A 12,456-nucleotide genomic window follows, 5' to 3' on the forward strand; every position below is an offset into this window, starting at 1 on the left:
CTGCCGCGGTGGTCGGCCGCCAGCATCCGCAGGCAGCCGGCCACTCACCGGCGCAGCGGCTGGTCGTGGTCGTCGTGCGCGGGCGGCGTCGCCGAGAGCGCTGCGGTCTCGAGGTCGCTGCCCTCCTCGACGGTCTCGGGGCCGGGGCCGGTGAGGACGGCGTGGGGCAGTCGGACGGTGAACGTCGTCTCGCCCGGTCGGCTGGTCGCCGTGACGGTGCCGCCGTGCGCGGCGACGACGGCGTGCACGATGGCCAGACCCAGCCCGGTGGACCCCGCCACGCGGGAGCGGGAGGCGTCGCCGCGGGCGAAGCGCTCGAAGACGTGACCCAGCAGTCCCGGTGGGATGCCGGGACCGTCGTCCACCACCTGGAGCACCGCCTGCTCGTCGACGACGGACAGCCGCGCGGTCGCGGTGGTGCCGGGGGGAGTGTGCGTGCGGGTGTTGGCCAGCAGGTTGGCGATCACCTGGTGCAGCCGCGGCTCGTCACCGGGTACGACGACGGCGCCGTCGGGCAGGTCGAAGCGCCAGTGGTGCTGCGGTCCAGCGGCGTGTGCGTCGCTGACGGTGTCGACGAGCAGCGCCGTCAGGTCGACCTCACCGGCAGGGACGTCGCGGCCGGCGTCCAGGCGGGCCAGCAGGAGCAGGTCGTCCACCAGACCGGACATGCGGAGGGCCTCGGACTCCACCCGGCCGAGCGCGTGCCCGACCTCGGGTGGCACGTCGGTGTGCTTGCGGCGCACCAGCTCGGCGTACCCCCGGATCGAGGCCAGCGGGGTCCGCAGCTCGTGGCTGGCGTCGGCGACGAACTGGCGCACCTGCGTCTCCGATGACTGTCGGGCGGCCAGTGAGCTCTCCACGTGGTCCAGCATCCGGTTCAGCGCCGACCCGACCTGACCGACCTCGGTGTGCACGTCGGTGTCTGCCGGGGGGACGCGCTCGGCGAGCCGCACCTCGCCACTGGCCAGGGGCAGCTCGGCGACCCGGGTGGCCGTGGCGGCCACCCGCTGCAAGGGGCGGAGGGTGCGGCCGATGGTCAGCCAGCCGATCAGTCCAGCCACGGCCAGGCCGGCCAGCCCGGCTCCCAGCTCGACGGTGATCAGCCTGCCCAGGGCGGTGTCGGCCTCGGCCAGGGGGCGCCCGCTGACGAGGACGTCCCCGACCGGGCCCGTGGTCGCTGCCACGCGGTAGTCGCCGAGATCGGTGCCCAGGTCGACGGTGCGCGGCCGGCTGTCGCGGGGGACGGAGGTGACCAGCTCCACCTGGGCGTCGGTGAGCTCACGCAGCTGTCCCTGGTCGCCGATCACGCCGGCGACGGTGTCGCCGCTGGTCTCGATGCGGACGCCGAGCGTGCCCTCGCCCTGACCCGGCGCGTACAGGAAGTCCGGCCGGTCGTCGTCGTCCGGCGGTGGGCCAGGGTCCGTCGGTGTCCCCCACTCGGGGGGTGTCTGCCCGTCGAGGGGTGGTCGGTCCGCTCGCGAGGCGCGGTCGGCGGTCGCGGAGAGCTGGGCGTCCACCTGGCTGATCAGTTGCTGGCGTTGTGACGCCGTGGCCACGAAGCCCACGAGGACCAGGATCAGCGCGAGCGGGACGAGGAGGGCCAGCAACAGCTTCGTGCGGAGGGACACCCGTCTGCTCGGGCGCAGCAGGGGCATCAGGGTGCGGGCTTGATCACGTACCCGGCGCCGCGGAGGGTGTGGATCATCGGCGTGCGGCCGGCGTCGATCTTGCGGCGGAGGTAGGAGATGTAGAGCTCGACGATGTTGCCCTGGCCGCCGAAGTCGTACTGCCACACCCGGTCGAGGATCTGGGCCTTGGACAGCACGCGCTTGGGGTTGCGCATCAGGTAGCGCAGCAGCTCGAACTCGGTCGCGGTGAGCCGGATGTCGTCACCTCCGCGGGTGACCTCGTGGCTCTCCTCGTCCAGGGTCAGGTCGCCCACGACGAGGAGGCTGTCCGCGCTGACCGCGCGGTTGGTCCGCCGCAGCAGCCCGCGCAGGCGCGCCGCGACCTCCTCCAGGCTGAACGGCTTGGTGACGTAGTCGTCCCCGCCGGCGGTGAGGCCGGCGATCCGGTCCTCGACCGCATCGCGGGCGGTGAGGAACACGACCGGCACCAGGGGCGCGTCGGCGCGCATCCGGCGCAGCACCTCCAGGCCGTCCATGTCCGGCAGCATGACGTCCAGCACCACCGCGTCGGGACGGAACTCACGAGCGGTCGTGACCGCGGCGGCGCCGTCACCCGCGGTGCGCACCTCCCAGCCCTCGTACCGCAGGGCCATGGACAGCAGGTCCGACAGCATCGGCTCGTCGTCGACCACGAGCACTCGTACCGGGGTGCCATCGGCTCGGCGCAGCTCCTGCCGGGACGGGGCCGTGCTGGAGGACGTCATGGGAGGAGCCTGACGGGGGAGGGTGTGCCGCGTCCATGTGGATCCTGTGCGCGACCTGTGAACAGCTGAGGTGACCACCGCACGCCGTCGGGAGCGGGGACCTCGGCGCCGACCGGTGTCGCCCCTCGGCTCCTCGCCGGACGCGGGCCGCGACGGGCCGGTGGGTGCCCGGAGCGGTCACCGGAGGTCGTGCGCGCGGGCACGACGGAGCCGGGCGACCAGCACCCCGGCCGCGGTGGCCCCCAGGGCGTTGAGTGCCGCGTCCATCGGGGAGACCACTCGTCCCACCGGGAGTGCGTACTGCAGCAGCTCGATCCCGGCACCTGTGGCGAGCATGGTGGCCAGGAGCGGGCGGAACCGCCCCAGAGCGGGGTGGAGGACGACCAGCAGGACGGCGGGCACGACCAGCAGGACGAGGTTGCCCACCAGCTGCAGCAACGTGGCGCCGGAGTCGAGGCCGGTCGCGTACCAGCGCAGCTCGACGAGCGGCGAGCCCCACGCCCACCCCGTGCCCTCCGGGGACAGGGTGGCGACCGCCACGACGGCCAGGGCGGCCGCCAGCGACACCCGCAGGGCCGCGCGGGGGAGAGCCGGGCGGGTGCGCCCGGTCCCCGGGGCGACCGTCGCGAGGTCGGCGGGCGGGCGGGGCAGTGTTCCGGTGACCATGCCGTCACCCTGGTGCGACGTCCTGCCGCCTGCCTGTACCGCAGCTGCGACCCGGCTGTGCGGTCAGCCAGGGCGGGCCGGCGACGTGCCCTCCGATGGTCGGCCGTGGTGGGGGGTGCGGTGCAGCGCGACCAGGGACCTGCCGGGCCGCGACCCCGGGCATGAGGGCAGCCCCCGGGGTCGGCCTGGCCTGCGCTCCGGTCAGGGGATGATGCGGGCCGCGCGGTAGCGCTCGACGTAGCCGAAGAAGCTGTCCCGGCTGTCCCGGCTGTCGGTGAACCCGGCCTTGCGCGACTTGTTCATGTCGGTCAGCACCTCGATCTCCCGGCCCAGGTCGCTGTCGGTGTGCCACCACGAGGCGATCCGGCCCAGGTCGGGCTCGACCAGCCCGTGCTCGGCGGCGATCTCGGCCCAGACGGCCTCGGTGCCGGCCATGCTCTCGGCCAGCGGCCGGATCCGGCCGGAGTACCCCTCCCACTCCAGCCCGAAGTGCGCGGCGATCTGCGGCCACAGCCAGCGCCAGCGGAAGACGTCGCCGTTGGCGGTGTTGAACGCCTGGTCGTGCCCGGCCTCCGACGTCGCGGCCCAGATGATCTGGTCGGCGAGCAGGTCGGCGTCGGTCACGTCGGTGACGCCGTTCCACTGGGTCGCCGAGCCGGGGAAGACGAAGGGGCGTCCGGTCTCCTTGCAGATGGCCGCGTACGCCGAGAGCGTGAGCACCATGTTCATCGCGTTGCCGACGGCGAACCCGAAGACGGTGTGCGAGCGGTGCACGCTCCAGGTGAACCCCGCGCGGGCGGCGGCGGCGAACAGCTCGTCCTCCTGCGCGTAGTAGAAGTTCGGTGCGTCCAGCCGCGGCTCCTCCTCCCGGAACGGGGTGTCGCCCATCTGGCCCTGGGCGTAGGCCTCGAAGGGGCCGAGGTAGTGCTTGAGCCCGGTCATCAACGCCACGTGCCGGACCGACCCGGCCGGCTCCAGCGCGGCGAGCAGGTCGCGGACGGCGGCACCGTTGACGGCGATGTTCTCGGCCTCGGTGGCCTGCCGGGTCCAGGCGGTGATCGCGACCAGCTCCGGCGCCAGCCCGTCGAGGGCGGCGGTCAGCCCGGCGGGGTCCGCGAGGTCGGCCTGCACCGGGTGGATGCCGGGCCCGGGGGCGCGGCCGCTGCGGGACAGGCCGTGGACCTCCCAGCCGGCGGCGACCAGCCGGGCGCCCAGGTTCTGCCCGACGATGCCGGTGGCGCCGACGACCAGGGCCCTGCGTGGGGTGGGGGTGCTCATGTCCTGCTCCTCTTCTGCTCGTGCCGCTGTCGCGGCGGGGCACCCGGCCGGCGCTGCGGTCACGGCCGCGTGCTGGTGTGCCGCGCCGTCGGGTGCTCGTGATGCTCTCTCCTGCCCCCGGTCGCGTCCCGGTGACCGTGACCTCACGCACCTCGGGGCGCGGGCGGTGACGGCGGCGCGGAGGAGAGCGACGACGTCACCCCAGCGTCGGGTGACGGTCCCTCCCGTGACGCCGGGCGCCCGGTCGGGCCGTGTCCTCGGCGCACGGCCGGGGTCAGCTGGCGGAGCCCCGCCGGTAGGCGCCGTACCAGTGGTTCGCGGCCAGTTCCTGGGCCACGGCGTGGTCCGCGGCCGCCTCGCCGTCGACCAGCTGCTCCTGCAGGACCTGGAAGCCGCCACGGACGACGATGCCGGCCGCCCGGTCCACGTCGAGGTCCGCCGCCGTCCGGCCTGCGGCCTGCTCGGCGCGCAGCTGGTCCCGGACGACGTCGAGGAAGCGGTCGCGCTGCCCGTTCCACCAGGCGCGCAGCCCGGCGTCGTACGCGGCGGTCTCGACGATGGCGCTGAACAGCGCGCGCTGGGCGCGGTAGTGCGTCAGGTAGGCGAGGTAGGCCTGGGTCAGGCCTGCGACCCCGCCGTCGGGGCCCGTCGGTTCCCAGGCGCGGCCGTCGCTGTAGACGTCGGCGACCATGGCGGCCCCGAGCCGTTGGAGCAGGTCGGACTTGTCGCGGAAGTAGAGGTAGAAGGTCGACCGCGAGATGCCGGCCGCCCCGGCCAGCCGCTCCACGCCCAGCTCGGTGAAGGTCGACCCCTCCGCCAGCAGCTCGGCCACGCCCCGGGCGACCTTCTGCTCCACCTCGGCCCTGCGGTCGACCCCGCCGGAGGGCCGCCTCGTGGTCGATGCCATGCCGGGAGCCTAGGCGTCGGATGCCCCGGACCAGCGCTCGGGCAGCCTGTCGGACACTGTGTCCGACAACATGTTGGACACAGTGTCCGATCCACCTACCGTCGAGGGGAGCAGGCGCCTCCCCGGTGCCGCGACGACGGACGGAGACCCGCCATGTACGACGAACGCCCCACGGTGCTGCTGGTGCACGGTGCCTGGCACGGCCCGTGGGTCTGGGCGCGGCTGCAGCCGGCACTGGACGCCCTCGGCTGGCAGACCCGGACCGTGCAGCTGCCCAGCAGCTCGGGCACCGCGGACACGGCCGGCGTCGGCCCCGGTCTCGCCGAGGACACCGCGGCCGTCCGCCGGGCCCTCAGCTACATCGACGGGCCGGCCGTCGTCCTGGCCCACTCCTACGGCGGCATCCCGGTCAGCCAGGCCACCGCCGGCCGGACCGACGTGGCGCACCTGGTCTACCTGGCCGCCTACCAGCTCGACGTGGGGGAGAGCATGTTCTCCTTCCATGGCGTCCCGGTGCCCGCGTCCTCCGCGGGGCTGATGCCCCTCACCGGTGACCCGCGGGCGATGTTCTTCCAGGACGTGCCCGACGACCTGGCCGAGGAGTCCCTGGCCCGGCTGGGGCCGCAGTCGCTGCGCTCCTGCACCGACGCGCTCACCGCGGCCGGCTGGCACACCATCCCGGCCACGTACCTGGTCTGCGAGCGGGACGGCGCCCTGCCGGTCGAGCTGCAGGAGCAGCTGGCGCTGCGCAGCGGGACCGTCCGCCGGCTCCCCAGCGGCCACTCGCCCCACCTGTCCATGCCCGGCGAGCTGGCCGCCGTGCTCACCGAGGCCGTCCGCGCCGTCCCGGCCTGAGCAGGGGACGGGCGGCGGGCCGGCGGCGCCCACCAGGGCGAGACATCCGTGTCCGCACGGATGTCCGCACCCCTGCGGCTGACCAGCATGGAAGGGACTGCCCCCGCGGCGGTCTCGGCCGACCGCGCCCCCCAGCTGCGGGCGAGCCCCCCGTGCAGCGGAGTCCGCGCACCCGGAGAACAGGAGGACGACCATGACCTCGCACGCCCACCCTGAGGACCAGCCGCACCCGGGTCCCGACGCCGGGGACCAGCTGCCGGGCGGCACCGGTGCCACCGAGGCCGCCCCCGGTCTGCTCGACGGGCCTGCGGCCCGGGCCGAGCGGATCGAGGCGGTCGGGCTGCACGCCTTCGTCACCGGCCTCTCGGCGGAGGCCCGGCGGGGACTCGGCATGAGCGCGACCCGGCTCGGCGGCGCCGAGGTGCTCGCACTGGCCGACGACCCGACCCACTACTGGAGCAAGGCACTCGGCTTCGGGGTGACCGAGCCGGTCACCCCGGAGCTGATCACCGAGGTCGTGCGCTTCTACGAGCGCAGCGGCGCCCAGCAGGCCACGATCCAGATCGCTCCCGCGGCCCTGCCGGAGGACTGGCCGGCCATCGCCGGGGAGCTCGGGCTGGAGCAGCGGCCCAGCTGGGTGAAGCTGCAGCGCGACCTCGCCGCCGCCCCGGCCGGCCTCCCCGCGCCCACCGCCGGACTGCGCGTCGCGCCGGTGGCCGAGGCCGACCTCGCCGCCTGGGCCCGGGTGCTGTTCTCCGGTTTCGGCATGCCACCGGCCTACGACTCGATGGGCACCGGCGTGGACCCCACCGTCTGCCACCGCTGGGCGGCCTGGGACGGCGACCGGATCGTGGCCGGCGCGACCGTCGTCATCGACGGCGACGCCGCCGGGATGTTCGGGGCGGCCACCCTGCCCGGGGACCGCCGTCGGGGCGCCCAGTCCGCGCTGCTCGCCGCGCGGCTGTACGACGCGGCCGGGGCGGGTGTCCGCTGGGTCAGTGCCGAGACGGGCGCGGAGGCCGCCGGGCAGCGCAACCCCTCGCTGCACAACCTGCGGCGCGCGGGCCTGGTCGACCTGTACGAGCGGCCGAACTGGCTCTGGCGGGCGCGGTGACCGCCCGGCCGGCCGTCGCGCCGTCCCGCACGCGCGGTCAGCGGCCCGGGGCACGGCGGGCCGCCGGCACCGACGGCACGTCGACGCGGTGGCGGTGCAGACAGACGCGGTGGCGGTGCAGACCGTGACCTTCCAGATCGGCGCGCACACCTCCGGGGAGATCACCAGCGACCCCCGGACCGGCCGGCTGCCGTCCGCGCAGCAGCGCATGCGCGACACCATCGAGCAGGGGGTGGTGGCCGAGCAGGTGGGCCTGGACGTGTTCGGCGTGGGGGAGCGCCACCGCGGCGACTTCCTCACCTCCTCCCCGGCGGTGCTGCTGTCCGCCGTCGCCGCACGGACGTCGACCATCCGGCTGACCAGCGCGGTGACCGTGCTCGCCGCCCTGGACCCGGTCCGGCTGTTCCAGGACTTCGCCACGCTGGACCTGGTTTCCGGGGGCAGGGCCGAGATCATCGCCGGGACGGGCTCCCCGCAGGACTCCTTCCCGCTGTTCGGTCCGTACCTCGACGACCACGCGGCCCTGTTCGCCGAGGAGCTCGACCTGCTGCTGGCACTGCGGGAGGAGGACCCGATCACCTGGTGCGGCCGGTTCCGCACGCCGCTGCACGAGGCCGACGTCGCGCCCCGGCCGGTGCAGGACCTGTTGCCGGTCCACGTCGGTGTCGGCGTCACCCCGTCCGCCGGCGCCCGGGCCGGTCGGCTGGGTCCGCCGCTGGCCCAGGGGGTGCTGCTGGGCCGCGTCGACACCGGGCTGGGGGTCCTCGAGGCCTACCGCGCAGCGGCGGCAGAGGCCGGGCACGACCCGGCCGGTCTGCACACGACCGTCCTCGGGCACGGGTACCCCGCCTCCACCAGTCAGCAGACGCGCCAGGCGATGCACACGCACCTGGCGCACGGTCTGCAGGAGAACGGCCCGGTCCGAGGCGGGACCGGCGCGTCCGGCAGCGCGGTGGAGCGCTCCTGCCTAGACGTCCAGGCGTCGGCCGCCGGCGCGCTGGTCGTCGGCAGCCCGCAGCAGGTCATCGACGAGGTGATGGCCCAGCACGAGCTGTACGGACACGACCGCCTGCTGGTCCACCTGGGCCTGGGCGGCCTGCCGCAGCGGGAACACCTGGCGGCCATCGAGCTGTTGGGGGCCGAGGTCGCACCGGTGCTGAGCCCCGAGCTCTCCGTCGCAGGTGCCCTCGCCGGCTGACCCCGCAGGCGCGGAGCGCGCACGACCGGATCGAACCGACGTCAGGACGGACGAGACATGGGCGAGAGCCCGCAGACCGCGCACGTGCTCACCTTCCTGGGACCGGTGCGCGCCCGACTGCACGGCCGGGACGTGGCGCTCGGAAGCCCTCAGCAGCGGGCGGTCTGGTCCGCGCTGGTGCTCGGCGACCGGCTGATCACGGCCGCCGAGCTCATCGACGCGCTGTGGGGGGAGTCGCCGCCGCGGGGCGCGCAGGCCACCGTCCGGACCTACGTGTCGAGGCTGCGGGCTGCGCTGGCCGCCGCCGACCCGGCCGGGGAGGTGGCGCAGCTGACCACCGGCGACGGCGGCTACCAGGTCCGGGTGCCCGACGACGCCGTCGACGTGCGGCTGGCCGAGCTCGGGGTCTCCCGGGCACGGGAACTGGTGCACGGCGGGGACCGGGCCGCTGCCCGGTCGGTGCTGCGGGACGTGACCGGGCTGTGGGCCGGCAGCCCGCTCACCGGCGCCGTCGGCCCCTGGGTGGAGACCCACGAGCGGGTCCTCACCGCCCGGCGCGCCGAGCTGCTCGAGGAGCTGTGGGAGCTCGAGGCCGACCTGGACCCCGCCGGGGGAGTCGCCGCCGAGCTCACCGAAGGGGTGCGGGCGGAGCCGCTGCGCGAGCGCCGGCACGAGCTGCTCATGCTCGTGCAGTACCGCACCGGCCGGCGGGCAGCGGCCCTGGCCACCTACCGCGCCGCACGCGACCTGCTCGCCGACGAGCTGGGGATCGAGCCCGGGCCGGCGTTGGTGGCCCTGCACCAGCGGGTGCTGCGGGACGACCCTGCGCTACGGCCGCGCACCGCCGGCCCGGCTCGCGCCGTGCGGCCCGCCCAGCTGCCGCCACCGGCCGGTGCCCTGGTCGGCCGGGACGAGCTGGTCGCCGAGCTCGTGGCCGCGCTCACCGCCGGCAGCGGCTCCCCGCGGCTGGCGCTCACCGGCCTGGGCGGCACGGGCAGCAGCGCCGTCGCCGTGGAGGCCGCCCGCCGCGTGGCCGCGACCTACCCGGACGGCCAGCTCTACGTCGACCTCCGGGCCGCGGGCACCGGGACGGCGGAGGTCCTCGCCGGGCTGCTCCGGTCACTCGGCACCGCAGCAGCCGACGTGCCCGCCGACCCCGCCGAACGGCTCGCCGCCTGGCGCACCGCCTCCAGCACGCGCCGTCTGCTCGTGGTGCTCGACCACGTCGGCGACCCCGCCCAGCTGCAGGAGCTGGCCCCCGCCGGCCCGGCCAGCGCGCTGGTCGTCACCGCGGCCCGGCGGCTGCTCACGCCGTGCGGTCTGCGCTGGTGGACCGTCGGGCCGCTGACGCCCGAGTCCTCCCTGCGGCTGCTGGCCGAGCTGGCCGGGCACGACCGCGTGCGCGCCGAACGGGCGGTGTCCGCGGCGCTCGTCGCGGCCTGCTCCCACCAGCCGCTCGCCGTCGTAGTCGCCGCGGCCCGGCTGACCGACCGGCCGCACTGGACGGTCGCGCAGATCGCCGCGCAGCTCGACGAGGACCTGCGCGAGCCGGTGGTGATGGCCGCCGACTGCGCCGTGGTGGACGCCCCCCTCGCCCGGTCCCAGGCGCAGCTCCCGGCGGCGGTGGACGACGCCTTCTGCCTGCTCGCCGTCCCCGACTCCGACCACCTCGACGCCGCGGCCGCCGGCGCCCTCCTCGACCTCCCGCCCGCCCGGGCCCGCGCGGTCCTCGAGGCGCTCGTGGACGCCCACCTGCTGGTCGCCGAGGCCGGCGGCCGCTACCGGTTCCTGGGGCTGCTGCGGGCCTTCGCGCGTCGGCAGGCCCGGCCCCGGCACGGCACCCGCGCCGTCCAGGCGGCGCTGCGCCGGCTGGCCGACCACCTGGCCGAGCGGGAGCAGGTGCCCACCATCGTCAGCGGCCGCCGTCAGCCCGCGGACCCGGCGCTGGTCGCCGTCCTGGCGCAGCTGGAGGCCGGACGCCGGCCGGAGGGGGCGCGCACCAGCGCCTGATCGCCGGCGCCGGGTCGACACGGTGTGGACGTCGACGCCCGGTCGCGTCGACGGATCGTCCACGCCGGCCCGGTGGACTGCCGTCATGACGATGACCGACCGACCTCCCGCGCCCGACCCGCTCGCCCTCGCCGACCTGGCCGGGGCCGTGACCGGGGTGGTGCTCACCCCCGGCCAGCCCGGCTACGACGAGGAGCGCGCCCCCTTCAACCTCGCCCTCGAGTCCCACCCGGCCGTGGTGGTCGGGGCAGTGGACGCCGCCGACGTGCAGGCCGCGGTCCGCTTCGCCCGCGCCCACGACCTGCCGGTGGCCGTGATGACCACCGGCCACCAGGCGTCGGTACCCGTGGACGCCGCCGTCCTGGTCACCACCCGCCGGATGTCCGACGTCCGGGTCGACCCGCTGGCCGCGACTGTGACGGTCGGGGCGGGGGTCGTCTGGCAGCAGGTCGTGGACGCCACGACGGCCTACGGGCTGGCTCCGCTGAACGGCTCCTCACCGCTGGTGGGTGTCGTCGGCTACACCCTCGGTGGCGGGCTCAGCCCGATGCTGGGCCGGGCCTTCGGCTGGGCGGCCGACGCGCTGCGCTCGATGACCGTGGTCACCGCCGACGGCGAGCTGCACGAGGTCTCCGCCCACGCCCCGGACCCCCTGGACGCCGACCTCTTCTGGGGCCTGCCGGGCGCCAAGAGCAACCTGGGCATCGTCACCTCGATGACCTTCGGGCTGTTCCCGGTGACGCACCTGCACGCCGGCGGCCTGTTCTTCGCCGGAGCCGACCTCGCGGCGGTGCTGACCGCCTACGCCGCGCTGACCGCCGCCGCACCCGACGAGCTGACCACGTCGATCGCGCTGCTCCGGATGCCGCCGGTGCCCTTCGTCCCGGAGTTCCTGCGTGGCACGTTCATGGTGCACGTCCGGGTCTCACTGCTCGGGACGGCGGAGCAGGCCGGGGAGCTGCTGCGGCCGCTGCGCGCGGCGGCCCCCGCCCTCCTCGACACCGTGGCCGACATGCCCTACGCGGACTTCGCCAGCATCCACGCCGACCCGTCCTCGCCCGCCCCCTGGCGGGAGCACTCCGCGCTGCTCGGTCCGCTGACGCCCGGGGCGATCGACACCCTGGTCGAGGTCGCCGGGCCCGACGCCGACGTCCCGGTGCAGATGTTGCAGCTGCGGCACCTGGGCGGCGCGCTGGCCCGGGGGGAGGCCACGACCAACGCGGCCGCCCGCCGGCACGCCGAGTTCGTCCTCGACGCGATAGCCATCGGCCCGGTGGAGGTGACCGGCGGGGCCATGTCCTGGACCAGGGGGCTGGTCGACCGGCTGGCGGACGTCAGGGTGCCCGGCACGAACCTCAACTTCCTGGGCGCGGAGGACGCGAGCCCGGCGGAGGTGGCCGCGGCCCACGACCCCGCCGTCCTGGCCCGGCTCCGGCAGGTCAAGCGGGCCGTCGACCCGCACAACACGTTCCGGATCAACCACAACATCACCCCCGCGGAGGACCCCCGATGACCATCCCTGCACAGCCCACCGACCTGGCGGCCCTGGTCGACCACCACGACATCGTCGACACACTGCTCCGCTACACCGGCGGCCTGGACCTCGCCGACGCCGAGCTGATGACCTCCGCCCTCACCGAGGACGCCGTGGTCGACCTGACCCCGGCGACGACGAAGATCGGCCTGGACTTCCCGGTGCTCGCGCCGCGGGACACCGTCGTCGGGGCCCTCGTGGGCGCCGTCGGGCCGCTGGACACCAGCCACTCGGTGACCAACGCCCGCACCACGGTGGACGGCGACGAGGCCACCCTCATCGCCTACGCCCACGCGATGCACTTCCTGCCCGGCACCGGCCCGGACCACCGCCGAACCGAGCACGCCGAGATGATGAACCGGTACACCACCCAGCTCGTCCGCCAGGACGGCACCTGGCGCATCCGGCACCTGAGCATCGACAACCTCTGGTTCGACGGCGACCCGCAGATCCTGGTCTCCCAGGTCTGAGGACACCGGCGGTGCCCGGAGGAGGGCAGGAC

The 12,456-nt window shown here is 75.5% G+C and carries 11 protein-coding genes; 6 read left to right on the forward strand and 5 right to left on the reverse strand.

Annotation, left to right across the window (positions count from 1 at the left end; genetic code table 11):
• Positions 1–44: 44 nt before the first annotated feature.
• From O2W14_RS08495 to O2W14_RS08515, 5 genes are all read right to left on the reverse strand, one after another.
• A complete protein-coding gene (locus O2W14_RS08495) occupies positions 45–1,628 on the reverse strand; it encodes a sensor histidine kinase (protein ID WP_269175647.1) in 1,584 nt (527 codons plus the stop codon).
• Positions 1,629–1,654: 26 nt separating this feature from the next.
• On the reverse strand, positions 1,655–2,392 hold the full coding sequence (locus tag O2W14_RS08500; RefSeq protein WP_269175648.1) for a response regulator transcription factor: 738 nt from the start codon (positions 2,390–2,392) through the stop codon (positions 1,655–1,657).
• A gap of 177 nt (positions 2,393–2,569) precedes the next feature.
• Entirely contained in the window at positions 2,570–3,058 is a 489-nt protein-coding gene (locus O2W14_RS08505) for a VanZ family protein (protein WP_269175649.1), read from the reverse strand.
• A gap of 201 nt (positions 3,059–3,259) precedes the next feature.
• On the reverse strand, positions 3,260–4,336 hold the full coding sequence (locus O2W14_RS08510; RefSeq protein ID WP_269175650.1) for an SDR family oxidoreductase: 1,077 nt from the start codon (positions 4,334–4,336) through the stop codon (positions 3,260–3,262).
• Positions 4,337–4,610: 274 nt separating this feature from the next.
• Positions 4,611–5,243, reverse strand: coding sequence for a TetR/AcrR family transcriptional regulator (locus O2W14_RS08515; protein WP_269175651.1), 633 nt, complete (start codon positions 5,241–5,243; stop codon positions 4,611–4,613).
• 153 nt (positions 5,244–5,396) lie between these two features.
• Between O2W14_RS08515 and O2W14_RS08520 the strand changes: the two genes are divergently transcribed.
• From O2W14_RS08520 to O2W14_RS08545, 6 genes are all read left to right on the forward strand, one after another.
• Entirely contained in the window at positions 5,397–6,098 is a 702-nt protein-coding gene (locus O2W14_RS08520) for an alpha/beta fold hydrolase (RefSeq protein WP_269175652.1), read from the forward strand.
• Between the two features lie 193 nt (positions 6,099–6,291).
• A complete protein-coding gene (locus O2W14_RS08525; RefSeq protein WP_269175653.1) occupies positions 6,292–7,212 on the forward strand; it encodes a hypothetical protein in 921 nt (306 codons plus the stop codon).
• A 109-nt stretch (positions 7,213–7,321) separates the two neighbouring features.
• The gene (locus tag O2W14_RS08530; protein WP_269175654.1) at positions 7,322–8,410 is read left to right on the forward strand and encodes an LLM class flavin-dependent oxidoreductase; all 1,089 of its coding nucleotides are present in this window, start codon (positions 7,322–7,324) and stop codon (positions 8,408–8,410) included.
• A gap of 57 nt (positions 8,411–8,467) precedes the next feature.
• Positions 8,468–10,420 carry an AfsR/SARP family transcriptional regulator gene (locus O2W14_RS08535; protein WP_269175655.1) on the forward strand — a complete coding sequence of 651 codons (1,953 nt, stop codon included), beginning with the start codon at positions 8,468–8,470 and terminating at the stop codon, positions 10,418–10,420.
• Between the two features lie 91 nt (positions 10,421–10,511).
• Positions 10,512–11,933, forward strand: a complete 1,422-nt coding sequence (locus O2W14_RS08540; protein WP_269175656.1) for an FAD-binding oxidoreductase — start codon at positions 10,512–10,514, stop codon at positions 11,931–11,933.
• Positions 11,930–12,424 carry a nuclear transport factor 2 family protein gene (locus O2W14_RS08545; RefSeq protein ID WP_269175657.1) on the forward strand — a complete coding sequence of 165 codons (495 nt, stop codon included), beginning with the start codon at positions 11,930–11,932 and terminating at the stop codon, positions 12,422–12,424. The genes O2W14_RS08540 and O2W14_RS08545 overlap by 4 nt, the downstream gene beginning before the upstream one ends.
• Positions 12,425–12,456 lie beyond the last annotated feature (32 nt).

Origin of the sequence: Modestobacter sp. VKM Ac-2986, from assembly GCF_026967795.1 — a bacterium.
Lineage (GTDB): Bacteria > Actinomycetota > Actinomycetes > Mycobacteriales > Geodermatophilaceae > Modestobacter.